Below are 25531 nucleotides of genomic sequence, written 5' to 3'. Positions count from 1 at the left end.
GACATTCCTGATTAATGCCACAAAGCAGTAAGAAATCAATCCAGGTTGATATCTGTACTGCTTTGTGTACTATCAAAAGTAAGGAAATTCCCGGTAACTAGAACTTCGCGGCAAACCCGACTCCAATCACCTGTTTGATCTGAAGAGCAGGGCCTTTGATGCCGGTGTCTTTATTTTCAAACTGTTTCACATCATCATCATAAATCATATCTACAGTCAGCAGTGCTGAAATCCACTTATTTACCTTGAGTTCCAGGGCGTTGGTGAAAAACACGTCGATATTCTGCGGATTACTCAGATAATCAGAGAACAAATCCAGCCGGCCTTTATAGGTAATGTTTTTAGCCACTGTTTTGATATAGTTGGCAGAAAGATAAGCACCGATTTCATATTTGAAATGCTTGCCGGTGTCTACACCATAGGCGCCCTGGCTGGACAGATATTTATCCATCACAAACACAAAACGGGAAGTAGCAGGAGAGAGGAACAGCGAAAATTCGTTGTTCGGCTTATAATCAAAACCCGGAGACAGGAGTACATACGCCGGAGAGAAGAATTTGGACGTCAGCGTGGCAGAATCCTTGTCATACAGGTAACCGTTGGTAAACTGGGTACGCAGGTTTACCAGCCCGCTTACATACCAGTGCCTGCCGATATCGTAGCCGTATTTGGTAGTGAGGTCAATACGGTCGTCGCTTTTACGGCCACCGAGGCTGGTGGTATTGATATATCCGTAAGCGAGGTCCGCGATGTTGTCCCATGACCGGCGGCCGTTCTTGTAAAACGCATACGCATATACGGTAGATCCGAGGGAGAAGGAAAAGTTATCACCACCCGCAGCCCAGTTGCTCAGGGATCCCTGGTTAATGTTGATATTCAGATTCAGTCCTTTTCTCCACAATCTGGGAATAGTATCTGTAGGATCTTCTTTCTTGATCTTCTTCATGGCTTCTTCCCGTGAAGTCTTCATCCAGTCATTCTGCGCCTGAGCGGCCATAAAGCACATCAACAGACAGGCTATGGATAAAGTAAATTTTTTCATCAACTTGTTTTTTAAAGATTAGATATAAAGTACCATCAGCTTCTCATGGGATGAGAAGCTGATGGCATGGGGATATAAAAAGATTTATCTGGATTTTTTCAGTTCGTCGCGGATTTCCATCAGGAGTTTTTCCTGTGCTGTAGGTTCTGCCGGAGGGGCGTCTTTCTTGTTGGTGAGCTTGTTCATGAATTTCACCAGCATAAAAATACACAGGGCAATGATGATAAAATCTATCACACTCTGGATAAAAGCGCCGTATGCAAATACGTTGGCGCCTGCAGCTTTCGCTGTTGCCAGTGAAGGAAAATCCGTGCCCTTGCTCTTGTCGAGATAGGCAAATTTGTCGGTAAAATTCACACCTCCAGTTACTACACCTACCAGCGGCATAATGATGTTATCTACCAACGATGTAACAATCTTTCCAAACGCAGCACCAATAATCACACCCACAGCAAGATCCATCACATTGCCTTTCATGGCAAATTCTTTAAACTCTTTGATGAACGACATAATGCAAGGTTTTAATTTGGTTAAAATATTGACGACAAAATTAACATATTCACATGGAACCGCTTCATTATTAACTCATTATTTCTTCAACCGCGGGTATTTCATTTTCAGCGATGCCAGTGTATCCCTTAACGTTAGGGCCACCAGGTATTCCTTATACCAGTTGTTATCTGCCGGCACAATATGCCAGGGAACATCATTGCAATACCTGAATGCATCTTCGTAGGCATCCATATATTTATCCCAGAGTTTCGCTTCTTCAAAGTCCTTCTCATTATACTTCCACATCTTCCGGGGATCTTCCGTACGTTCTACCAGGCGCTGCTGCTGCGCCTCGCGGGACACATGCAGATAGAACTTCAGGATGGTGGTATTATTATGCACGGTTAACAGCTTCTCGAAATCATTGATAGCTTCCATCCGCTTGTAGGCGGTTTTATCATCTATCCATTTATGCACGCGTTGAATCAGTATATCTTCATAATGCGACCTGTTAAACACCTGGATCATTCCTTTTCCCGGCGCCTGCTTATGTATGCGCCACAGGAAATCATGATCCAGCTCTTCTGTGGTAGGCGCTTTGAAAGAACTTACGGTACAGCCTTGCGGGTTCAGTGTGCCGGTTACATTTTTAATGACGCCGTCTTTTCCGCTGGCATCCATTCCCTGAATCACCATCAGCACAGCATGTTTATGTTGGGCGTATAACAGGTTTTGCAGTTCGTCCAGTTCGGCTAAAATGTCCTGAGTGGCGGCCTTGATCTTGTCTTTCTCCAGTTTCTTGGGCGCGGTAGTGCTAATAGTTGACAATTTGATTTTACTCATGGCTTTACAATCTTATCATTGAATTTAACAAAATCAGCAGAGAAGTGTTGCATAAGGGGCTTTAATATTTTGATTTAATTCCTTTATATGCTGACCTTTGTGTTTCTAAAAAGATGCCATCTTGAATCAAAAGTTAGCCCACTGGGGCATTTTCCTGATGCTATCACTTACATGGGGTAGCTCTTTTATTTTAATGAAGATCGGACTGGAATCGTTTACACCTTACCAGGTGGCCAGCTTGCGGCTGGTGGCTGCGGGCATCGCATTACTTCCCTTTCTTCCGAAGGCGCTGCGGCAAACGCCCGTCAGCAAGCTGCCGGTCATTATTCTTTCCGGTATCCTGGGCAACGGCCTGCCTGCTTTTTTGTTTTGTATTGCGGAAACGGAGATAGACAGCTCTTTGGCAGGAATCCTTAATTGTCTGGTTCCACTGATGGCGTTACTGTCCGGATTGATTATTTTCAGAAGCCCCATTCAGAAGGCGCAGCTAACCGGCGTATGTGTAGGGCTGGCAGGAGTTATCCTGTTATTTGCGTCAAAGGGTATTCATACCGGCGGCCACTGGTACTATGGCCTGCTGGTTATTCTGGCTACGGTGAGTTACGGTGTAAATATCAGTCTGGTGCATCACTATCTGAAGGGGTTTGCCTCTGTGCAGCTGGGGGCTATCGCTATGTTTTTCTGCGGATTGTTCACCCTGCCTGTATTGATATACACAGATTTCTTTCCGCAGTTTTCCCGTCCGGATGCGCCCTGGCGTTCACTTTCAGCGGGCATTGTATTAGGTGTGATGGGTACGGGTGTAGCGGCCGTTTTATTTTATCTGCTCATTAAGCGGGCTGGTTCCATGTTTGCTTCTATGGTAACATATGCGTTACCGGTAGTAGCTATTGGCTGGGGGCTACTGGCGCATGAAGCCATTACGTGGATGCAGATATTATGTATGGGTATTATTCTGCTGGGAGTGTACCTGGTGAACCGGGCCAAAGCCGGCAGCTGATGTTATTAAAACAGTATCGGAGCTGGCAGCAGCTGCAAGGCTGCTATCAGCTCCGATAATATACTTTTCAGACGGCTGTTTTAGATAGCCATGATTTCTTTTTCTTTTGCTTCGCAGTGTTTATCAACCACTACAATGTTTTTGTCTGTCAGCTGCTGAATATCTGCTTCAGCATCTTTGGCGGTATCTTCACTCAGTCCGTCTTTCTGCATTTTCTTGATAGCTTCGATAGCATCGCGGCGGATGTTTCTGACAGCTATTTTAGCCTGTTCGCCTTCACCGTTTACTCTTTTAACAAATTCCCTTCTTCTTTCTTCAGTGAGTGGTGGCAGGAAGAGACGGATAATTACACCGTCGTTCTGAGGATTAATACCAATGTTGGCAGCAATGATAGCTCTTTCAATTGGCTGCAACATGTTTTTCTCCCAGGGTTGAATGGTCAGGGTGCGGGCGTCGGCAACAGCTACGTTAGCTACCTGGTTGAGCGCGGTAGGCGCTCCGTAGTAGTCAACATGAATGCCATCCAGTATTTGTGGATTGGCTTTACCAGCTCTGATTTTTGTGAGTTCCAGTTCCAGGTGCCCGATAGCTTTTTTCATCGAGTCCGCTGCATCCTCGAGGATAAGCGTTAGATCATCTTGCATAACATAAATAGTTAAGTGCCTGCAAACCTACAGGTTTTCTTTTAATCATCAAAGTAACGGATACAGGAACGGACCGTATATCTGATGGTTGATTTACAGGCAAGCCGGTAACAGGCTTGTGTTTTCTGGTTGCTGAAAATTATTTATCCTGCAGAATACCGCCGGTAGTTACGCGCAGCACTTTAGGAGCGGCGCCCTGGGCAGCCGGTTGTGTGATCGTGGTAACGGTGGTTTTAACAGCCATTTTCCGTTTGCGGGCCAGGTAAAGTCCGCCGGTGAAGGTGGTGGCAGCAGCAACTACCAGCAATGTGAGCCAGGTAGTACCCATATCCTGCAGGAGGAAAGCCGCAACAATAAATGCCGCATTTACCCCTACAGATACTAATGTTGTTTGTCTGTGATCCAGTTTCAGGTCCAGCAGGTAGTGGTGTATATGATTTCTGTCAGCAGAAAACGGTGATTTACCTTTCAGCATGCGCACTGCAAATACCCGGAGCGTATCAAACAGGGGCACGATAAGTATAGCGATGGCCACCGCAGGAGTAGCGCCTACAGGCATTTTACCGGCGGGATTACCCGCTACATCGATAAATTTAAGTACCAGTACGGCATTGACGATACCGATCAGTAACGAGCCGGTGTCGCCCATGAAGATGCGGGCCGGAGAAATATTATAGATCAGGAAACTGGCAAGACCACCTGCCATGGCAAAGCCGAGCACTGCGTAGGTGATTTCTCCCACATGCAGGAAGTAGGCGCCCAGGATGGCGCTTACCAGCAATCCGATGCTGCCGGCATGACCATCTACCCCATCTATCAGGTTAAAGGCATTAATCACCACAATAAAGGTGAAGTAGGTGAGCATCAGGCTGATATTGGCAGGAAGGGCATAGATACCCATAAAGCCATACATACTGTTTATCTGAAGATTACCGAGATAGATGATAGCAAACGAAGCCATCAGCTGACCGATCAGCTTTTTAAGCGGAGACAGCCCTACCAGATCATCCTTCATACCAACCATGAAGATGATAAAAAAGGCGGCCATCATGTACTGGAAAGGAGAATTCTGCAGCGCCGGCACACACACCGCTGCTGCAATAATGAATCCGGAGAAAAATCCGATTCCCCCGAGTGCTGGTATACGCTGTTTATGCGTTTTTCTTTCGTCCGGTTCGTCGTATAAGTGTTTTAATTCCGCAACCCTGATGAGTATTGGAATAGAAAAATAGGTTACAACAAAGCTTAGGACGGTAGCAATTAAAACATTCTCCATTAGTGGGGCTTATTTTACAAAGATATTAATTTCAATGAAATGTGTAACGAAACGTTAAAAAAATACAAAGTTTTAATACTTTGAGATCGCAAAAAAAATACCTTTACCGCCACAAAATCTCGAAATTCTATTAGTTTTGCGGCACTAAAATCAACAAGTATCATGCCACAGCTCAAGGATATTGCTACCCAGGTCAGAAGAGATATCGTCCGAATGGTTCACGGCGTACAAAGCGGCCACCCGGGAGGCTCTTTAGGATGCGCGGATTTCTTTACTGCCTTATATTTCAAAGTGCTGAAGCACACGCCCCAGCCTTTTGATATGGATGGCCGCGGTCAGGATCTTTTTTTTCTGTCCAACGGACACATCTCCCCGGTATTCTACAGCGCATTAGCCCGTTCCGGGTATTTTCCGGTAACGGAGCTGAACACTTTCCGCAAGCTGAACTCCCGCCTGCAGGGCCATCCTACCACGCATGAACACCTGCCTGGCATTCGCATGGCCTCCGGCTCACTGGGTCAGGGCATGAGCGTAGCCATCGGTGCAGCGCTCACCAAAAAACTCAATAATGATAATACCCTGGTATTCTCCCTTCACGGCGACGGAGAACTGGAAGAAGGCCAGATCTGGGAAGCAGCCATGTTCGCTCCCCATCATAAAGTAGACAACCTTATCATCACGGTAGACGTTAATGGTCAGCAGATCGACGGCACCACGGACGACGTTGCCGGCCTCGGCGATATCGGCGCCAAATTCGAAACCTTCGGGTGGATGGTACTCCACATGGATGGTAACGATATGGACAATGTGGTGGCTACCCTCGAAAAAGCCAAAGGACTCACCGGCCAGGGCAAACCTATTGCTATCATGATGAAAACCATTATGGGTAAAGGTGTGGACTTCATGGAAGGCCACCACGAATGGCACGGTATCGCTCCAAGCGACGAACAACTCGCCAAAGCGCTCGCCCAGCTCCCTGAAACCCTCGGCGACTACTAATCATTTGATTATTTAATTATTTGAGATTTTATACTAATCAAGAAGCCCCCTGAATGGTTCAGGGGGCTTCTTGATTAGTATAAAATCTCAAATAATTAAATAATCAAATGTCAGGTGGCCTTGAGAGCGATGGCTTCTACGGCAGCACGGCGCGCAGGATACCAGCTGGCCGCCAGCCCGATAACAACAATTGTGATAAAGACCAGGAGAAAGTCTGCCGGATTCATACTCACAGGGTAAGAATCTACCAGGAAAGAGGTACCCTCCAGTTTTATAATACCGAAATGCTGCTGTATCAGGCAGAAGGCAATACCCAGCACAAACCCCAGCAGAGCGCCGATACCCGCAATAATAAGCCCTTCCGCCAGGAAAATACGCATGATAAGCGACTTGCGCGCCCCCATCGCCTTCAGTATGGTAATATCCTTCTGCTTCTCAATCACCAGCATGTACAGCGAACCTATCATGTTAAAGGCTGCTATAATCATGATAAAGCTGAGGATGACATACACTGCCCACTTTTCTGTTTGCATGATGGCATATAACGACTGATTCTGTTCATACCGCGTTTGCACCTTGTAACCCTTACCCAGCAGCTGCTGCAGTCTCATTTTAAGCTGGTTGTCATTAGCACCGGGAACAGCGGCTATTTCCAGGGCCGACATTTCATGATCTCCCAGCTCCAGCAGCCTGCGCAGGAAGTCAATGTGGGTAATTACATATTTACTGTTGAATTCCTGCTGAATGGCGAAAGTGCCCGCAGGATATAATATGCCATTGTTAAGTGCATCTTCAGGGGTAACGAAGGCATTCACTTTTCTGCGCGGCACATACACGGTAACCGGCGCCAGGCTATGCACTACATCCACCCCCAGCGCGCCTTCCAGCTCCAGCCCCAGCACAGCACGGTATCCGATGCTATCGCCGGTATCAAAGCGGCCACGCACAATATTGCTTTTTACGTCTGTAACACTATTATAGCTGCTGTCTACTCCTTTCAGTACCGCAATCGTTGGCTCGTCTCCGTAGCGCAGCACGGCCTTCTCTTCCACCACTGCTGCATAGTGGGCTACGCCAGGCACCTGCGCTATCTGCTGCAGCTGCGCCGGTGTCAGCACAATCGTTTTGCCGCTGGCCGGAGCTACTTTTATGGCAGGATAAAAAGAAGAATACAGGGATTTCACCAGTCCTTCAAATCCGTTGAATACACTGAGAATAACAATCAGCGCCCCGGTGCCTATTGCAATGGCAGCCACGCTTACCCAGGCAATAATGTTGATGGCATTTGTAGACTTTTTAGCCCTGAAGTAACGGGATGCAAACTGCCAGACCATAATGATGCTTGAATTACGAATTGAAAATTTACGGATTTTGAAATTTTGGAATTTTGGAATTTATTAAATGCAGTGGAGGCAATAGCGAAAATCTCCGCTGCATTTAATAAATTCCAAAATCAAAAAATTCCAAAATCCCTAAATCTCCAGCTATTATTTGTTTTCGCCCTTGATATTGGAGTCGTCTTCCTTGATCTTTTTGAACAGCTCTTCCATTTTGAAAACATAATCCAGGGTATCGTCCAGGAAGAAGGACAGCTCCGGCATTCGGCGCAATTGCTTGCCTACACGTAACCCCAGGGCTTTTTTAATTTCACCCATACGGTCTTTGATACGCTCCAGCATCTCTTCAGATGATTTAATCTGGAACATGCTCAGGTAAACCTTTGCCTCCAGCAGGTCAGGCGTCATCTTCACAGCAGCAATGGAAATCATTCCACCATCCACCACATTAAACCCCATACGCTGAAACACTCCACTCAGCTCTTCCTGTAATAATTGTCCTATTTGCTTTTGCCTTTTAGTTTCCTGCATTGCATTCAATTTAATCGTTAGTAAAACAGAGCCATATATACAATAATAATATATTTGCCACAGTACCCAAAACAGGAACCCGCTCTATTATATGCGAAATTAACCTTTTCTGTGAAAGATTAGTCCGAATCAGGCCCCGCAGGTCAGTTAATTGTGTATTTTTGCCGCTGTTTAAAAGCCAAGCGTAAAAGCATCAGGAATGAAGACTTTCAAGCGGTTACTCGGATACGCCACACCATTACATCATTATATTCCGGAATATGTTATCTATACACTCGTAGGTATCATCTTTGGCATGGTCAATTTTGCCATGCTGATTCCCCTGTTAAACGTGATTTTCAACCAGGTAGGAGATTCTCCGCCAACACTTACCCAACCTACCTTTTCACTGACGATCACTTATTTCATTGATCTGTTTAACTACTACTTTTACTATTTCATCAAAGCCAGCGGCACCAAACAGAGCGCCCTCTATTTTGTATGCGCCGTTATCGGCGTGTGTATCACTATTGCCAACCTCGGCAGGTATATGAGCACCCGCGTGGTAACCCGCATGAAAATGACCATGCTGGCCAGGTTGCGGTCAGACATCTACCGAAAGTTCACCACACAGTCCCTGAAATTCTACAGCGAGAAACAAAAGGGAGACCTGCTTTCTGTCATGACCAACGATGTACAGGAGATAGAAGGCAACGTGGTCAATGCCATTCAGATATTACTGCGCGATCCTTTTATCATTATCGGCTATTTCGCCGCCCTGTTTTATCTATCGGTTAAACTGACGCTGTTTACCATCGTATTTTTTCCGTTGTCAGGATTTATTATTTCGTATATCTCCAAAAAATTAAAACAGAAAGGCTGGTACAGCCAGGAATTATTAGGTAAGATTTTAAATGTTACTGAAGAAACCCTGGGCGGTATCCGTATCATACAATCCTTTACAGCAGCACGTTTCATGCAGGGAAAATTCGGCGAGGTGAACCAGCGCTTTGTAAAGGTGAGCAAGTCTATGTTCAATCAGCGTGAACTGGCATCCCCGGTATCTGAAATACTGGGCGTAGTAGTGGTTATTGTGCTCGTCATCTATGGCGGCACGCTGGTACTAAACGGCAGCGATCTGCTTACAGGGGCCACTTTCATGACTTATCTCGTTTTTTATTCACAGATCATGCAGCCGGCCAAAAATATTTCTACTGCGATCACTACCATGCAACGCGGTATGGTGGCCAGCGAGCGCATCTTCAATATACTGGATGCCCCGGTGGAAATCAGGGAAAAAGCGGCTGCTGTAGCGTTAACCGGCTTCCAGGATAAAATTACGTATAACCATGTTTCCTTCAGATATGAACAGCAGTATGTACTGAAAGATATTAATCTCACTATCAGCAAAGGCCAGATGATAGCCCTGGTAGGGCGCAGCGGCGCAGGTAAATCGACCATGGCAGATATACTTCCGCGGTTCTATGATGTGAATGAAGGTAATATTCGTATAGACGGCACCGATATACGCGATGTAAAACTTGATGACCTCAGAGGGTTGATAGGCGTGGTTTCGCAGGAAGCCGTATTGTTCAATGATACCGTATTCAACAACATCGCATTTGGTCATCCGCAGGCCGACCGCGATGCCGTTATACGCGCTGCGAAAATTGCCAACGCGCATGAATTCATTGAGCAACTGGAAAACGGTTATGATACGCCCATTGGCGACCGCGGCCTGAAACTCAGTGGTGGCCAGCGTCAGCGCCTCACCATCGCAAGAGCGATCTTTAAAAATCCACCTATACTTATCCTGGATGAAGCAACATCTGCACTGGATACTGAATCAGAAAAACTGGTACAGGCAGCATTGGATAAACTGATGCAACACCGCACCACTATTGTTATTGCACACCGGCTGAGCACCATTCAGCACGCCAATGAAATCATTGTGATGGATCAGGGAGAGATTAAAGAACGTGGCACACACGATCACCTGCTCGCGCAGCAAGGCATCTACCATAAACTGGTTGAGATGCAGGAGTTTAAGTAAATCTGCTGTGGTACTGTTTTTGTTAAGGGGTTCATGATAAATGCCAACCAGCTCTTTGTATTCATTAACCTTTTAACATAGCGAACTCCTATGATTTCTGTCGTAATTCCGGTATTAAACGAAGGGGCAACCATACGCCAGGTAATAAAGACCGTAAAGAAAACAACCCGCAAAATTGAAATTATCATTGTAGATGATAACTCTACGGATAATACCGTAGAAGAGGCGATGAAGGAAGATGTGCGGGTGATTACCAGCAGCCAGCGCGGCAAGGGAATATCTATGCGCGAGGGCATGATGGCGGCCAAACACGAGATCATCGCCTATGTAGACGGCGACATCCTTACATATCCTGATAATATTATTGACTTACTCACTGGTCCTATTGAACGCGGCGAAGCAGACTTCGTCAAATCCTACTTTGAAAGGCAGGCAGGCAGGGTCACACAATTAGTGGCCAAGCCGCTGCTGAGTATTTTATTTCCTGAACTGGCGCATTTTCAGCAGCCGCTCAGTGGCATGATTGCGGGCCGTAAATCACTGTTGTCAAAAGTATACTTTGAGAATGATTACGGCGTGGATATCGGCCTGCTGATAGATATGCACCAGCAGGGCGCACGCATTACGGAAGCCAATATCGGCAAAGTAGAAAATGCTATGCAGACGTGGGAGCAGCTGAGTAAAATGTCCAGGGAAGTATCCCGGACTATTCTTAAAAAAGCAGAAAACATTCCGCAGGAAAACCTGGAAACACTGGGGAATATCAATATGATCCGGGAACAGATGGAATATTCCATCCTGGAGTCGATTGACAAACTGCAGAAGATGGTCATCTTCAACCTGGACCATGCCGTATTTACACAAAACTATCTGCAGTGGGCAGCCATTGCATTCGACCGCGAAGCGGAACTGCAGCGTATCATGGCTGATGAAACGGATATGGTGAGCCGCATACAGCAGACAGCCGCCATATTTGAAGGCCGCAATATTGCCGAATTACTCGAGGTAGCAGATGCTATTCCACTGGTACCAGGCATCCGGGAAGTGATACAGGAATTAAAGAAACGTGGTTACGCATGCGGACTGATTACAGATGGTTCCGGCATGGTAGCCCGTCATATTAAAAACAAGCTGGGAATGGACTTCGTATTTGCGAATAAACTACACCTGGTGAACAGTGTAGCAACCGGGGAAGTAACCATTGCGGATTATTTCCTGAAAGATGGCAAATACTGTAAAAGTTGCGTGCTGCCATACATTGCGGAGCAATACAAGGTAAATGCGCAGAATATTATCTATGTGGGCGATGGCAAGCTGGATACCGCACTGCTGACGGCTGCCGGGATAGGTGTAGCTTTTTGTCCACAGTATCAGCGGGCATATGTAGAAAAGGTTGCCGATAAAATTATAACAGGCCTTTCTCTGGCGCCACTGCTGGATATTGCACCGGTTGGGCCTTCTAAAAAATTCAGTATTAAATTGCCGCCCATCAGTAAAAAACAGGCCAGGAAAATAGGTATCGGCAGCCTGATCGGGCTGGCAGGAGCGGGGTTGGTTTATTATGCGGTGAAGCAGATGCGTAATAAACAGCAGGCCTCCTGTTAAAAAAAATTGGGATTCAGTTGTATAACTGAATCCCAAAAAATTTTATCCTGAAAGGTACTATTTGCTTTTTGCCAGTTTGGCTTCGATGCTCAGTGTAGCGTGAGGTACAGCTCTGAGACGTGCTTTATCTATCAGTTTACCGGTTACGCGGCAAATACCGTAGGTTTTGTTTTCGATACGCATCATGGCTTTTTCCAGGTGGTCAATAAATTGTATCTGGCGGCTGGCCATCTGGTTCAGCTGTTCCCTTTCCTGGGAGCCGCTGCCATCTTCCATGCTCATGTATTTATTTTCGGTATCGTCGGTACCCGCTTCATCTTTACGGGTGATCAGTCCCTGCAGGTAAATTAATTCTTTCTTGGCTGACTCCAGTTTTTTCTGGATCAGCTCCCGGAATTCCTGTAAATCTGCATCGCTATATCTGTAAACCGGACCTGCAGAGGCTTCGGGTTGGTCCAGTACTGATTTTGTGAATTCGGGCTGATAAGTTACCAGGGCAGACTTACCGCCTTTCTTTTCGGATTTTTCAGTTTTTTCGGGTTTTTCAGATTTCTCAGACTTAGCTGATTTCTCTGCCTTAACAACAGGTTTTTCGGCTGCTTTTTTAGTGGATTCTTTCTCCTTAGCAACTTGTTCCTTTGTATCTGCTTTCTTTACTGCCATCGTTTTAAGTTCTTTTTCTTCTGACTTAGAAATTAATGGTTTCTCTTTAACAGCGGAAACACTTTTCGTTACCACTTGCTGCTTTACAGCAGGCTCTTTTTTAACGGTCGATTTTGCAGGTACAGCAACTTTCGGGACGGACGATGTTTTACTGTTTTTTGCGGCTGGAACCTTTTTAACTATGGGTTTTACGACTGGAGCCGGCTTTTTGGCTGCGGCGGGCTTTGCTGCCCTGGTAACAGAAGCTACCACGGCTTTTTTGGCTGCTGGCTTTGCTGCTGCCACTGCTTTTTTTGCCGGCGCTTTTTTAGGAGCGGGCGCGGCCTTTTTGGCCGGTGCAGGTTTAGCGGCACTTTTAGCAGTCGCTGCCTTTTTCACCACAGTTGTTTTTTTAGCCTGAGCTGCCTTTTGGGTCGATTTACTAGCAACCTTCTTTTTTGTTGCCATGGGGGATTAGCTTTTTTTGTTAACTAATACGTTAAGTTTAAGGTCGTTCACCTCTATCTCTGTTCCGCCCTGTAATTGCTCCACTAAATCCAAGCTATCTGCCAAAATTTCCGTGCAAATATAGTCATTAAAGTTTATAATCGCCGATTTGAGGGTCGCTACATCCTCTACTGCCACGTTAATTCTGTCAGTTAATTCAAACCCGCTGTCCTTGCGGATTTTCTGGATTCTGTTCACCAGTTCCCTGGCGTTTCCTTCATCCTGCAAAGCTGGTGTAATAGTAATATCGAGCGCTACCGTTAAAGCACCTTTATTTGCAACTGTCCAACCGGGAATATCTTCGGAAATGATCTCAACATCAGAGAGTTGTATTTGCAACTGCTCGTCTTCCACATTCAGATTGAAATGTCCATCACGCTCAATAGCTGCGATGTCTGCCTCTGTAAACGCATTGATGAGGGCGGCAACGGCCTTCATTTTAGCTCCCATTTTGCTTCCGAGCGACTTGAAGTTCGGTTTGATCTTTTTCTTGATAAAACCTTCCGTTTCGGTAAGATAATCAATCCCTTTGACATTTACCTCACTTTTTATCAGGTCTGCTACTTTTTCAATCTGTTCCTGCATGTGCGGGTTGGAAACCGGAATCAGTATTTTCTGTAACGGCTGACGCACCTTAATATTCACCTTCTTACGCAAGGATAATACCAGTGATGAGATATCCTGTGCCAGTTGCATCCTTTCTTCCAGGTCGGTATCGACCGCAGCCGCACTGACAGCAGGAAAATCGGTATGGTGGATGGACGCGGCGGCAGAACGCCCGGTTACCTTGTTGAGGTTACTGAACATCCAATCGGTGAAAAATGGCGACACCGGGGCCATCAATTGTATAACTTTTTCCAGACATTCGTAAAGTGTCTGGTAAGCACTTATTTTGTCATGCGCATATTCACCTTTCCAGAACCGGCGACGGCAGAGACGCACGTACCAGTTGCTCAGGTGCTCATCCACAAAGCGTTCAATAGCCCTGCCTGCCTGCGTAGGCTCATAATCGTCAAAATTGGCCGTTACGTCCTTTATCAGGGAGTTGAGCACAGAAATGATCCAACGGTCAATTTCCGGCCTTTCTTCCAGCGGAATGTATGCTTCACTGAATGTAAACTTATCCAGATTGGCGTACATCGCGAAGAAGTTATAGGTGTTGTACAGGGTACCAAACAGCTTGCGCTGCGCTTCACCGATACCTTTTATATCGAATTTCAGGCTGTCCCATGGGGAAGCGTTGGTGATGAGGTACCAACGGGTGGGGTCGGCGCCATACTGCTCAATGGTTTCGAATGGGTTCACCACGTTTCCGAGGCGCTTACTCATCTTATTTCCCTGGCTATCCAGTACTAATCCATTAGAAACCACTGTTTTATAAGCCACGCTATCAAACAGCATCACACCTAATACGTGCAAGGTATAGAACCAGCCACGGGTCTGATCCACGCCTTCTGCAATGAAATCGGCCGGGAATGCCTTACCGGACTCGATCATTTCCTTATTCTCAAACGGATAATGCCATTGTGCATAAGGCATAGCGCCGCTGTCAAACCAAACGTCCACCAGATCCGGCTCACGACGCATGGGTTTTCCGGAATCGCTCACCAGGATAATATCATCCACATAAGGCTTGTGCAGATCCAGGATACCTTCATGTAAATAAGAAGTATTCACATCTCCTCCCAGTACTTCATTAGCCCTGCGGATTTCCCTGTTCAGCTCTTCTATGCTTCCGATACATTTTTCCTCAGTACCATCTTCCGTGCGCCATATCGGCAGGGGAGTACCCCAGTAACGGCTACGGCTCAGGTTCCAGTCAACCATGTTTTCCAGCCAGTTGCCAAATCTGCCGGTTCCGGTAAAGGCAGGTTTCCAGTTAATGGTTTTATTCAGTTCTACCATCCTGTCTTTCAGTGCAGTAGTCTTAATAAACCAGGCATCCAGCGGGTAATATAAAACAGGCTTATCAGTACGCCAGCAATGCGGATAAGTATGTTCATACTTTTCTACCCTGAAGGCGCGGTTCTCTTTTTTCAGCTTCACCGCGATGTCCACATCTACGTCTTTGTAGTCCGGATCATCTTTATAGTTCTTAACAAATCTTCCGGAAAACTCTCCTACATTATCCGTGAACTTACCTTCTCTGTCCACCAGCGTCAGGATACCTATGCCATTTTTCTTACCCACGCGGTTATCATCCGCGCCGAATGCCGGAGCGGTGTGAACAATACCGGTACCATCTTCAGTGGTAACAAAGTCGCCGAGGATTACGCGGAACGGATCACCTTCTTCAGGCTGCGCGTATGGCAGCAGCTGCTCATAGCGGATATTCTCCAGCTGGCTTCCCTTGAAGCTGGTTACAATTTTCCAGGGGATGATCTTCTCACCGTCCTTATAATTTTCAAAGTCTCCGTTTTCTCCTTCTGCTTTAAAGTATTTGCCAAGTAATACTTTCGCCATCACCACGTTAACCGGAAGATGGGTATATTGATTGAAAGTCTTTACCAGTACATATTCTATATTAGCGCCAACTGTCAGACCCAGATTGGAAGGCAGGGTCCAGGGAGTGGTGGTCCAGGCCAGGAAAAATACCTCTTCATTTCCGGCAGCGTCAAACAGGAAACGGGATTTTTCAGACTGTTGCGCCTTGAACATGGCTACTACAGTGGTATCTTTCACATTCTTATACGTACCCGGCTGATTCAGTTCAGCAGAGCTGAGGCCGGTACCGGCAGCGGGAGAATAGGGCTGGATACTGACACTTTTATATAAGTATCCTTTTTTATATAATGTTTGCAGACACCACCAGAGTGTTTCAATATAGTTATTGTCAAAGGTGATATAAGGATTCTTCAGGTCAACCCAGTAGCCCATTTTACGGGTCAGGTCATCCCATTTATCCTTATATTTCAATACTTCCTTTCTACAGGTTTCGTTATAGTCTGCAATGGATATTTTGGTGCCGATATCTTTCTTGGTAATGCCCAGGCTCTTTTCCACGCCCAGTTCTACCGGCAGGCCATGGGTATCCCAGCCACCCTTGCGTTTCACCTGGAAACCGCGCATGGTTTTATAACGGCACACCAGATCCTTCAGGGTACGCGAAATAACGTGGTGAATACCTGGCAGACCATTGGCACTTGGAGGACCTTCATAAAAGACAAAAGGAGTAGCGCCTTCGCGCACTTCCACGCTCTTTTCAAAAGCCTGGTGAAGCTCCCATTGCTGCAGTATATCTTTCTCGATCTGAGGTAAATTCAGTTGGTTGTATTCCTGATATTTGCTGGACATAAAACAATTCCCCGCCCTTTGATGTTATTTAGACAATAATTGATTAAAATTGTGCGAAGTTAAGAAAATACGCCGGCACCTGAGAAGTGAACTTTTTCAAAAAGCAGTTTTAAATAATTTCTCTAAATTTTTTTAGTAATTTGCAATAAAGAGCTTTTATTTTACGTTTTTGGCATTGTTTTAGCTCTTTGCCGATGAAGATTTAGAAAAACCTAGTAATTAATTTTAACCCAACACGGATAAACCATATCTGATTATGAAAAAGTTGACGTTAATTTTTTGTGCGGTACTATTCACTTCCGGCATAACTTTTGCACAGCAAAAAAAATCAGTTAAAAAAACAAAAGTGGTTGCAAAAAAGGTGGAAGCACCTGCAACTGTAAAGAGTTCTTTTGATCAGAATTTTGCTGGTACGACTGACGCGAAATGGACGAAAACAAGCGCCGGACACTGGAACGTAAGTTTTACCAAAGAAAATATAAAAACAGTTGCAGCATACGATGCTGATGGTAAATGGATTTCTACCAAAAGCGCATATGATGCACAAACACTGCCGGAATCAGTGGCTGGTACACTGAAAACAAAATATCCGGCTGCCACCATAAAAGATGGCTGGAAAATTGAAAGAGCAGATGTAGCTGCTTATTACAAAGTAAATATTCAGGACAATGGTGCAGATAAAGCAGTGCTGTTAAATGAGGCTGGCACCGTCACTGAGTAACACAAATTAGTATTTCATAGGTATAGGGATAAATAGGACAGACCCTGCTCTTTTGGGCGGGGTTTTTCTTTGCCCCTAAGCGAAGCATCAGCCGGGTATACCCCAATAAAAATCGCCCCGCAGATGCGAGGCGACTTTATAAAATCTGGTAGAAAACTTTTCTGGCAATTTGCACTTTGTTCAATTGGTGTTTGATAAAGAACGAAAGTTATTTTTTTATGGCTTTACTTACTATTGCCAGCCAAGCATCTCCCATGGTCAAATCTAATAAGGAAGCTTATAGGATCTACAGATAGATATCTGCCCATCGTGATACAAAGAAACGACGATATTTTTTCCTGCATTTCTCAATTCGGGAAAAGAAATGATCGAAAAAGGAAAACCCCTCCGTCATCCTGGCCTACACACAAGCAGGCGCTGCCAGCCATTCTGACAGAAATGACTAAAAGACAATTATTTACAGATAATAAACTTATCGAAGGAGTAATTCACAAGGCTTCAACCCTGTATGCTTCTTGAAAGCAGTGGAAAAATGAGAGATACAGGAATATCCCATCAGCATGGCTACCTCAGATACAGACATCCCCTTTTCGTACAGCAACCCTTTAGCCTTTTCCATTCTTTCCTTCTGGAAATAGTCATAAATAGTGGTACCATACATAGCTTTGAAGCCTTTCTTCAGGTAACACTCATTCATAGCTACTTTACGGGCCAGATCACGGATGGTAATAGGTGAATCAAGCTGTTCGAGCAGGATGCTGCGGGCCTTTTCAATTTTTTCACGGTCTTCCAGGTGGGTCAGGAAGCGGCAGCCGTAGCGCTCGTCCGTGTCATTCTGCATAAACTGGTCAGAACTGTACAATAACAGATCCAGTGCCCGGCTTTGCAGGAATATGTTTTTCAGCATGCCTTCATAATCGTGATGCACCATTGTTTCCAGCACAGACTTAGATTTTGTGCAGGGCTGGATGGTTTTCACAAAAGGCTTGCGGGATTGATTCTCAAAAATGGAAAAACTGGTGGTATTCTTCTGAAGTGACTGAATAAAGGCAGGCTGGAAACGCACGGTAATCAGATCTACAGAAGGCACCCGGTCAATGCAGGCTTCCTTGTTTCCTTCAGCACACAACTGATCTGTACAGGAAGGATTTTTACAGTATTTGCTGCCGGCCACGCAATAACGCAGCTCAATAGCAGCAGATTGCCCCCTTTTGGCAGGCTGGTACACCACCATTGCCACATCCTCCACAGGAAGCGGCTTGTCATAAACAAAACGCTGCAACGTAAAGTCCAGACAGTCCGGAACAATTACACTATCCTCCTCCGCCAGCCGTAACTGGTCGCTCATCGCGGGTTGCGGAATGGCCAATGCTAATATTTCCTGAACTTCTTTCACCTTTCGCTATAATTTTGTTAAAACAGGACAAATTTAGTCATTCGTAATTAAACGAAATACATTTTGACAATACACTTACAAAGCATTCCTAACATAAGCATTAATCTCTACATGTGTGATTGCAACCAATTGGTATAAATTTCGTTTATTCATAGACGATGGAAAAGAGAACATTCAACTTCCGCAGACTGGCCAGGATTGTTTTGTCCGTAATCGCTGTACTTATTATGGCAGTCCTCTGTACCGGATGGTACCTTAACCGGCACTGGAACAAGATGTTACGACAGGAATTACAGGGATACGTAGCCGACCTGTCCGACAGCCTCTATACGGTACAGTTCAGCGATCTGCAACTGAACGTGCTTTCAGGCAGCGTTACGCTCACCAAAGCCTCCATGACACTGGATTCTGCCGTATATCAGCGGATGCGGAACTCCCACCGCGCGCCCTCCAGTATTTATCTTGTCAGCGTGGAAAAGCTGCAGCTCCGCTACTTCAAACCCTGGCGCTACTTCATGAAAAAGGAACTCAACGCCGGCGCCCTTGTGGTAACTGCCCCCAGCATTGTTATGCTGCAGGATGCCACCGTGAAAGATACCACCCACCCACGCACAGCTTATGAAAATATCTCCACAAAAATGAAATCCATTTTCATTGGCCGGTTTCAGCTGGACAGTACCAACTTCAAATATATTTTCACAAGAAAAGATTCTTCCCGGGTCATCCACCAGTTCCGCGACCTACGGGTACGGGTAAACGATTTTCTGATAGACTCCCTGGCACTCAAAGACCCCAGCCGCTTTTTATATGCCCGTAACTATGAAATAGGGATGAAAGATTATCTGCACCGGACCAAAGACAGCCTGTACTGGATGCACCTGCGGCGTATCAGCTACGATGCGGCGGAACAGACATTCAATATCGGGCAGTTTGAAATTGAACCCCGGTATGATAAAGCTACCTTCCAGCAAAAAACCGGGTATCAGCAGGACAGATATGATGTGACCTTTAACGACATTAAGGTACATCACCTGAATCCCCGGCTGCTGCTGCAGGAGCAGCAGATATGGGCGCAGCAGGTGACGATCCGCGGAGGCAAGGTGAATATTTACCGTGACCGCACGCTCCCCATGCCACCCGGCAATAAACTGGGGCAATTCCCCAACCAGCAGCTGGAAAAGGTGCAGGTGCCCCTGAAAATAGACACGCTGACCGGTAGTAATATAGGTATCACCTATACCGAGTTAAGCCCGGTTTCCGGGCAGACAGGCACCATCAGCTTCAGCAATGTTTTCGGGCGGTTCAGGAATATTACCAATATAGACAGCCTGGTCCGGAAAAACGGGCATTGTACAGCCGATCTGGACGCCATATTCATGCAAAGCGGCAAGCTCAGGGCCCGTTTTGATTTTATGCTGCATAATAAGGCCGGGCAGTTTGCCGTATCCGGCGATCTGAAAAATATGAACGGACGGGACCTGAATGCAGTCACCCAGCCACTGGGCAAGGTAGAAATCAAATCCTGCAATATCCGGCACCTGTCTTTTAATATTAAAGGAGATGAACGAAAAGCTGCCGGCAAGGTTACCCTGTTGTACGACAACCTCAAAATTGCCCTGCTGAAGCAGGACAAGGACCACAAAGGCTTTACCCGTAAGGGGCTGGTCAGCTTTGTAGCCAATATCCTGGTCATTAAAGACAGTAACCCGTTAAAAGGAGAGGCTGTCAGGGTAGCTAATCCAACCTATAGCAGGGATATTCAGAAGTCATTTTTTAACCTGGTGTGGAAAACATTATTTACCGGCGTAAAGGAAACGGCGGGGGCGGGGAATATATAGACTAAAAAACGCGGATCCATCCCATTGAAAAACCCGGTTTCTTTTATGGAAATAAGGCTTATTTTTCGTATTTTTGCATGATTGTCTACCATTTTTATTTCTAATAGATTTTACACCAACATATGAGCGAAGAATTAGTGCAAGCACCCAGCCCCAGCAACAGTTATGATGCGGGGAGTATTCAGATATTGGAAGGACTGGAAGCCGTGCGCAAGCGTCCGGCCATGTATATTGGCGACATTGGCATCAAAGGGCTTCACCACCTGGTATATGAGGTTGTAGATAACTCGATAGATGAGGCGCTGGCAGGGTATTGTAAAAATATTGAAGTGACCATCTGCGAAGACAACTCCATCCGTGTGCAGGATGACGGACGTGGCATTCCCACCGGTATCATCCCCAAGGAAGGACGCTCTGCACTGGAAGTGGTAATGACCGTACTGCATGCCGGCGGTAAATTTGACAAGAATACCTATAAGGTATCAGGTGGTTTGCATGGTGTGGGTGTGAGCTGCGTGAACGCGCTCAGCGACCGACTGCATGTAACCGTTCAGCGCGAAGGCAAACAGTTTGAACAGGAATACCACCGCGGGATACCCCAGTATGCCGTGCGTGAAATCGGCGTGAGCGATACCACCGGTACCACCACGCACTTTAAACCGGATGGCGAAATTTTCAAGGAAACTACCTATAACAGGGAAATCCTGGCCGGTCGTTTAAGAGAGCTTTCCTACCTGAACCGTAAAATTAAGATCACTTTATCCGACGAGCGCGAGAAAGACGAAGCTGGCAACATCTTCTCTGAAACTTTCTACAGCGAAGGCGGTATTAAGGAATTTATCCAGATGCTGGATAAAAGCGGCCGCCGTAACCCGTTGTTACCGGCGCCTATTTATGTGGAAACACATGACTCCGCTTCCAATGTAGCCGTGGAAGTAGCGCTGGTATATAATGATGCTTTCTCTGAAAACATCTTCTCTTATGTAAATAATATCAACACCATAGAAGGAGGTACACACGTAGCAGGTTTCCGCCGCGCTATCACCCGTGTATTCAAATCCTATGGCGATAAAAATAAACTGTTTGAAAAATCGAAGGTAGAAGTTACCGGAGATGACTTCCGCGAAGGGCTGAGCGCAATCATCAGCGTTAAAGTACCGGAGCCTCAGTTTGAAGGACAGACCAAAACCAAACTCGGTAACTCCGATGTGATGGGGGTGGTAGACAGCTCCGTAGCTGCCGTGCTGGATGCCTTCCTGGAAGAAAATCCGCGTGAAGCGAAAACAGTTATCAACAAGGTAGTATTGGCAGCGCAGGCCCGTGAGGCCGCCCGCAAGGCGCGCCAGCTGGTACAGCGCAAAAGCGTGATGACCGGCAGCGGTTTACCCGGTAAGCTGGCAGACTGCTCCGATAATGATCCTTCAAAATGTGAACTGTACCTGGTAGAGGGTGACTCCGCGGGTGGTACCGCCAAACAAGGCCGTAACCGTAACTTCCAGGCCATTCTGCCGCTGCGCGGTAAGATCCTGAACGTGGAAAAAGCCATGGAGCACAAGATCTACGAGGATAATGAAATCAAGAACATCTTTACGGCACTGGGCGTAACCATTGGTACAGAAGAAGATGACAAAGCGCTGAACCTGTCCAAACTGCGTTACCACAAGCTGATTATCATGACGGATGCCGACGTGGACGGCAGCCATATCGCTACACTTATCCTGACCTTCATATTCCGCTACATGAAAGCCATGGTGGAACAGGGTTATGTATACATTGCACAACCACCGCTGTACCTCGTGAAAAAAGGCAAGGAACAGATCTATGCCTGGACAGAAGAGCAGCGTAAAGCCGCCATTGCCAAACTGGCTGCGGGCGGAAAGGAAGACAACGTCAATGTTCAGCGTTATAAGGGTCTTGGTGAGATGAACGCAGAGCAGCTGTGGGATACTACCATGGATCCTGAAACACGTACACTGAAACAGGTGACCATTGAAAGCGCTGCGGAAGCAGACCGTGTGTTCAGCATGCTGATGGGCGATGAAGTACCTCCGCGCAGGGCCTTCATTGAATCCCATGCGAAGTATGCGAAAATCGATGCATAATAAGCAATACCATTCTATAAAAAGCGAAGCCCGGAGAAATATCTCCGGGCTTCGCTTTTTTAAAACAGATGAAATACCAGGTCAAAAACGGCCCCTATACATAAAATGGGAATCAGTCCCGTCAACAGGAAGAATATCAGGAATACCCGGTGACGATATCTCTTTACAATAGTCAGCACCCCAAAAATGCAGCATAACAGTACTGATGCCAGAAAGCCGGTTAAATAAGGTTCCGCAACAACTACATAAGTGTCATGCATATGGATATCTACCAACTTCGTATCCATAAAAACAGCCAGCCCCACCCATACAAGAAGTACGCTGGCAACACATATTATCAGGGCAATTTTAAGCGCCTGTTTAACAGACATTGCAGATAATTTCATACCCAATAATGAATGTTTCAGATAAAGACTATTTCATTATTCTTTAGAGATCACATAATTCGCCAGGAACTGGTACAGAAATACGCCGATCAGCATAACGGTAACGAATATATTAAACGGATCGCCGGTTACAATAGTAAAGGTAATACCTGCCAGTCCCATTACGGCAAGAGACAGCGTATAGATCAGGAATATCCGGCGGCCTTTCGGCGATTCCGGCGCATACATACTGGATACCGGCAGCAGCAGCACACCTGCACAGATACAGGTACTCAGCAGCGCAGGAATACCGGTGAGCCAGAATACACCTGCTGCCAGCAATGCTATCAGCAGCAGGATACCTATGAGGTTGGATATTTTTGTCTGCTCCCGCGTAAGTGCGTAGCGGCCGTAAGGATTCAGGCGCAGGAAAAGGTTGCTTACCGGCACTATCAGCCAGGTAGACAATGCCAGCAGCGCCAGTAGTACGTATACGGGGAAAAACACTCTGCTGGCAATCTGTGTCAGCACAAATATGGAAATGATGATGATCCATTGTGTACGGGCTTTCTGGCGGCCCATAAAGAATGCGTAGTTCAGGAACTGCCGGTAGAGCCAGTACCTGGCTTTCATGGCTTGTACCATACCGCTTTTAGCCCATTGCTGGTTAGGATCTATTTTCAGGGATTCGCGGAAATGTTCCAGTGACTTACGGTGATCGCCCGCCTCGAGCCATTTCCAGCCGAGGTTGGCATGCGTATAGGCGTTCTCCGGATTATGTTCCAGCGCTTCGTGCAGGTCTGAAAATGCTTCTTCCTTTTTACCGAGGTTGAACAGGGCATTGGAGCGGAGATTGAGGCATACCAGGTTCTCCGGATCTATTGCCAGCCCTTCTTCCGCTTTATGCAGGGCTTCCTGGTAGTCTTTTTTAAAGAGGAGTATCTGGCTCCACATGCCGAAGTAGTCCGCATGATGCGGGTTGATGGCTACCGCTTCCCTGATGGCTTCCAGTGCCGTGTTCAGCTGGTTTTTATTGAGTGCCACGCGGGCGCGCAGGTAGAAGAAGCGGTCATCATCCGGAGCCAGGCTCAGGGCGTTGCTGATAACTGCTTCCGCATCGTCCTGGCGGTCCAGTTCCATATAGCAGATAGCCAGGAGGAAAAGCGCATCCGGGTCGTTGGCGCTGGTATGGAGATATTGCCGCAGTGCAGTAAGCGCATCCTGAAAACGGCCCTGTTGCAGTAGCAGCTGGGCGCGCTGAATAAGTACAGCCATAAATTATTTCTTAATATCCAGGTATTTCAACACATCGTCATACAGGCCGGCGTCGTTTGCATAGAGGGCGTAGTTGCGGGCAGTATTAAACCATTCCCTGGTAGTAGGTTTATGTGATTTGATGGCTTTCACCAGTTCTTTCTGTGATACCGGCTGCGGAACGCCTTTCTGCAGCGCTTCCATCAGTTTATCTTCCACGGCCATGTCAACGATGGCCTTGATGTCTGCGCCGGAATATCCTGCAGTGGCTTTTGCCAGTGCCTTATAATCCAGGTCGGCCAGTGGTTTATTGCGGAGCTGCAGTTTCAGTATTTCCTCGCGCCCTTCTGTATCCGGGGGCGCCACGAAAATAATGCGGTCGAAACGGCCGGGGCGGCGAAAAGCCGGATCCAGGCTCCAGGGCGCGTTGGTAGCGCCGATAATGAGTACGTTTTCATTGTTGGCAGCGATGCCATCCATTTCAGCGAGAAACTGATTAATCAGGTGACTGGCGCCGCTGTTGCGCATAGAGTTACGGTTAGCGCCCAGTGCATCCACTTCATCAAAAAACAGTACGCATGGTTTACGCTGACGGGCCAGTTCGAACAGGCTGTGCAGGTTCTTTTCACTGTTGCCTATCCACATGTCCAGTACGTCGTGAATGCCGACATTAATAAACTCCGCCTGTATCTGTCCGGCAGTGGCGCGGGCCAGGTAGGTTTTACCACAACCCGGAGGGCCGTATAATAATATACCACCGCCAGCTTTTTTCCCGTAGGCTTTATAGAGATCGGGGAACTGCAGTGGTTTAATTATTTTCAGGTCTATTTCCTGTTTTTCTCTTTCCATGCCACCTACATCGGAGAAGTTGATATCCGGTTTCTCCATAGAGAAGATTCCTTCCTGGTCTTCTTCTTCCAGATCATCTTCAGCAGAAAGGGATGACTGCTGTGGCATGCGGAACTGAGCGTCCAGTGCTTCATCACGGAAGCCGGGGTTCAGCTGCAGCAGGTGCTGATAGATATCCCTGGCTGCCTGCAGGGAGTTTTCCTTCACCAGGATGCGGCAGTGGAGCAGCAATCCATCGAAATGATCGGGTTCATGATGTTCCAGTTGTTCCAGCACCACGATGGCGGCAGAATATTTTTGCTGATGATAGAAGGTACGGGCTAATCCCAGTTGTGCGGCGGCATTATCCGGCGATAGCTCCAATACCTTGCGGTATTGTTCTTCTGCCTGTGTGTATTGATAATCCTGCAGCAGCACCTGGGCGAGATGCAGACGTAACGGCACATTTTCCGGCGAAAACTGCACGGCTTCCTGTAATTGTTTTACTACTTCCGATGACATAAATGTGCTTTAATGTTAAAACTCACAAAGGGTAATAATACGGAATGCCCCACAAAAATATTGTTAATATTAGTATTTCCGCCCGCTGCCGGCCCTTCTGCGGTGTTAACTTTTGTTCATACTTATTATTATTTTATTTAATTTAAAATTATAAACATATATTGCACCTGATTTTATCCCTATGCCAACAAACAACCTGGTAAATCTTTGCAATGCGGCCGGCCGGGGGAATTGTTTCCGGGCCGGCGCGGGTTGTTGATA

21 protein-coding genes are annotated in these 25531 nt (G+C 46.6%); 8 read left to right on the top strand and 13 right to left on the bottom strand.

Annotation, left to right across the window (positions count from 1 at the left end; genetic code table 11):
• Positions 1-97 precede the first annotated feature (97 nt).
• The 3 genes from GWG06_RS08300 to GWG06_RS08290 form a co-directional block, all read right to left on the bottom strand.
• Positions 98-1042, bottom strand: coding sequence for a DUF3078 domain-containing protein (locus GWG06_RS08300; RefSeq protein ID WP_127034934.1), 945 nt, complete (start codon positions 1040-1042; stop codon positions 98-100).
• A gap of 84 nt (positions 1043-1126) precedes the next feature.
• Positions 1127-1552 carry a large conductance mechanosensitive channel protein MscL gene (gene mscL / locus GWG06_RS08295; protein WP_127034936.1) on the bottom strand — a complete coding sequence of 142 codons (426 nt, stop codon included), beginning with the start codon at positions 1550-1552 and terminating at the stop codon, positions 1127-1129.
• A 78-nt stretch (positions 1553-1630) separates the two neighbouring features.
• A complete protein-coding gene (locus GWG06_RS08290) occupies positions 1631-2377 on the bottom strand; it encodes a PPK2 family polyphosphate kinase (protein WP_127034938.1) in 747 nt (248 codons plus the stop codon).
• A gap of 121 nt (positions 2378-2498) precedes the next feature.
• Between GWG06_RS08290 and GWG06_RS08285 the strand changes: the two genes are divergently transcribed.
• Positions 2499-3377 carry a DMT family transporter gene (locus GWG06_RS08285; RefSeq protein WP_127034940.1) on the top strand — a complete coding sequence of 293 codons (879 nt, stop codon included), beginning with the start codon at positions 2499-2501 and terminating at the stop codon, positions 3375-3377.
• A gap of 80 nt (positions 3378-3457) precedes the next feature.
• Here GWG06_RS08285 and frr read toward each other — a convergent pair whose 3' ends face one another.
• Positions 3458-4021: a ribosome recycling factor gene (gene frr / locus GWG06_RS08280; RefSeq protein ID WP_127034942.1), complete on the bottom strand. Its 564-nt coding sequence runs from the start codon at positions 4019-4021 to the stop codon at positions 3458-3460.
• 139 nt (positions 4022-4160) lie between these two features.
• Complete coding sequence (locus GWG06_RS08275; protein ID WP_127034944.1) at positions 4161-5297, bottom strand: glycosyltransferase family 4 protein; 1137 nt, start codon at positions 5295-5297, stop codon at positions 4161-4163.
• A gap of 162 nt (positions 5298-5459) precedes the next feature.
• On the opposite strand from GWG06_RS08275, the gene GWG06_RS08270 reads away from it, so the two are divergent.
• Positions 5460-6296 (top strand): transketolase, encoded by an 837-nt coding sequence (locus GWG06_RS08270; protein WP_127034946.1) that lies wholly within the window; start codon positions 5460-5462, stop codon positions 6294-6296.
• Between the two features lie 110 nt (positions 6297-6406).
• Here the strand turns inward: GWG06_RS08270 and GWG06_RS08265 are convergent, their stop codons facing one another.
• Complete coding sequence (locus tag GWG06_RS08265; protein WP_160712503.1) at positions 6407-7630, bottom strand: FtsX-like permease family protein; 1224 nt, start codon at positions 7628-7630, stop codon at positions 6407-6409.
• A gap of 153 nt (positions 7631-7783) precedes the next feature.
• On the bottom strand, positions 7784-8164 hold the full coding sequence (gene rbfA, locus GWG06_RS08260) for a 30S ribosome-binding factor RbfA (RefSeq protein ID WP_127034950.1): 381 nt from the start codon (positions 8162-8164) through the stop codon (positions 7784-7786).
• Positions 8165-8363: 199 nt separating this feature from the next.
• Between rbfA and GWG06_RS08255 the strand changes: the two genes are divergently transcribed.
• Both GWG06_RS08255 and GWG06_RS08250 read left to right on the top strand, forming a co-directional pair.
• Positions 8364-10196: an ABC transporter ATP-binding protein gene (locus tag GWG06_RS08255; RefSeq protein ID WP_160712501.1), complete on the top strand. Its 1833-nt coding sequence runs from the start codon at positions 8364-8366 to the stop codon at positions 10194-10196.
• A gap of 90 nt (positions 10197-10286) precedes the next feature.
• On the top strand, positions 10287-11801 hold the full coding sequence (locus GWG06_RS08250) for an HAD-IB family phosphatase (protein WP_160712499.1): 1515 nt from the start codon (positions 10287-10289) through the stop codon (positions 11799-11801).
• A gap of 57 nt (positions 11802-11858) precedes the next feature.
• Here the strand turns inward: GWG06_RS08250 and GWG06_RS30565 are convergent, their stop codons facing one another.
• Entirely contained in the window at positions 11859-12464 is a 606-nt protein-coding gene (locus tag GWG06_RS30565) for a TraR/DksA C4-type zinc finger protein (protein ID WP_235938219.1), read from the bottom strand.
• On the opposite strand from GWG06_RS30565, the gene GWG06_RS30560 reads away from it, so the two are divergent.
• On the top strand, positions 12409-12864 hold the full coding sequence (locus GWG06_RS30560) for a hypothetical protein (protein ID WP_235938217.1): 456 nt from the start codon (positions 12409-12411) through the stop codon (positions 12862-12864). The genes GWG06_RS30565 and GWG06_RS30560 overlap by 56 nt on opposite strands.
• Before the next feature lie 53 nt (positions 12865-12917).
• Here the strand turns inward: GWG06_RS30560 and ileS are convergent, their stop codons facing one another.
• Complete coding sequence (gene ileS / locus GWG06_RS08240) at positions 12918-16244, bottom strand: isoleucine--tRNA ligase (protein ID WP_160712497.1); 3327 nt, start codon at positions 16242-16244, stop codon at positions 12918-12920.
• Between the two features lie 256 nt (positions 16245-16500).
• Here ileS and GWG06_RS08235 point away from each other — a divergent pair, with 256 nt between their 5' ends.
• The gene (locus tag GWG06_RS08235) at positions 16501-16965 is read left to right on the top strand and encodes a PepSY-like domain-containing protein (protein WP_127034959.1); all 465 of its coding nucleotides are present in this window, start codon (positions 16501-16503) and stop codon (positions 16963-16965) included.
• Between the two features lie 472 nt (positions 16966-17437).
• Here the strand turns inward: GWG06_RS08235 and GWG06_RS08230 are convergent, their stop codons facing one another.
• Complete coding sequence (locus tag GWG06_RS08230; protein WP_160712495.1) at positions 17438-18361, bottom strand: helix-turn-helix domain-containing protein; 924 nt, start codon at positions 18359-18361, stop codon at positions 17438-17440.
• Positions 18362-18519: 158 nt separating this feature from the next.
• Between GWG06_RS08230 and GWG06_RS08225 the strand changes: the two genes are divergently transcribed.
• Both GWG06_RS08225 and gyrB read left to right on the top strand, forming a co-directional pair.
• On the top strand, positions 18520-20199 hold the full coding sequence (locus tag GWG06_RS08225) for an AsmA family protein (protein ID WP_160712493.1): 1680 nt from the start codon (positions 18520-18522) through the stop codon (positions 20197-20199).
• Between the two features lie 122 nt (positions 20200-20321).
• Positions 20322-22301 (top strand): DNA topoisomerase (ATP-hydrolyzing) subunit B, encoded by a 1980-nt coding sequence (gene gyrB, locus GWG06_RS08220; RefSeq protein WP_127034965.1) that lies wholly within the window; start codon positions 20322-20324, stop codon positions 22299-22301.
• Positions 22302-22360: 59 nt separating this feature from the next.
• Here the strand turns inward: gyrB and GWG06_RS08215 are convergent, their stop codons facing one another.
• From GWG06_RS08215 to GWG06_RS08205, 3 genes are read right to left on the bottom strand one after another with little or no spacing between them, the layout of a single operon-like run.
• Complete coding sequence (locus GWG06_RS08215; protein WP_160712492.1) at positions 22361-22687, bottom strand: hypothetical protein; 327 nt, start codon at positions 22685-22687, stop codon at positions 22361-22363.
• A gap of 36 nt (positions 22688-22723) precedes the next feature.
• The gene (locus GWG06_RS08210; protein WP_160712490.1) at positions 22724-23941 is read right to left on the bottom strand and encodes a tetratricopeptide repeat protein; all 1218 of its coding nucleotides are present in this window, start codon (positions 23939-23941) and stop codon (positions 22724-22726) included.
• Positions 23942-23944: 3 nt separating this feature from the next.
• Positions 23945-25270, bottom strand: a complete 1326-nt coding sequence (locus GWG06_RS08205) for an ATP-binding protein (RefSeq protein ID WP_127034971.1) — start codon at positions 25268-25270, stop codon at positions 23945-23947.
• Between the last annotated feature and the right edge of the window lie 261 nt (positions 25271-25531).

It is taken from the genome of Chitinophaga solisilvae (assembly GCF_009928525.1).
GTDB classification, from domain to species: domain Bacteria; phylum Bacteroidota; class Bacteroidia; order Chitinophagales; family Chitinophagaceae; genus Chitinophaga; species Chitinophaga solisilvae.
The sequence above is the reverse complement of the archived record's forward strand: the minus strand, read 5'-3'. Positions and strand labels throughout refer to the sequence as shown.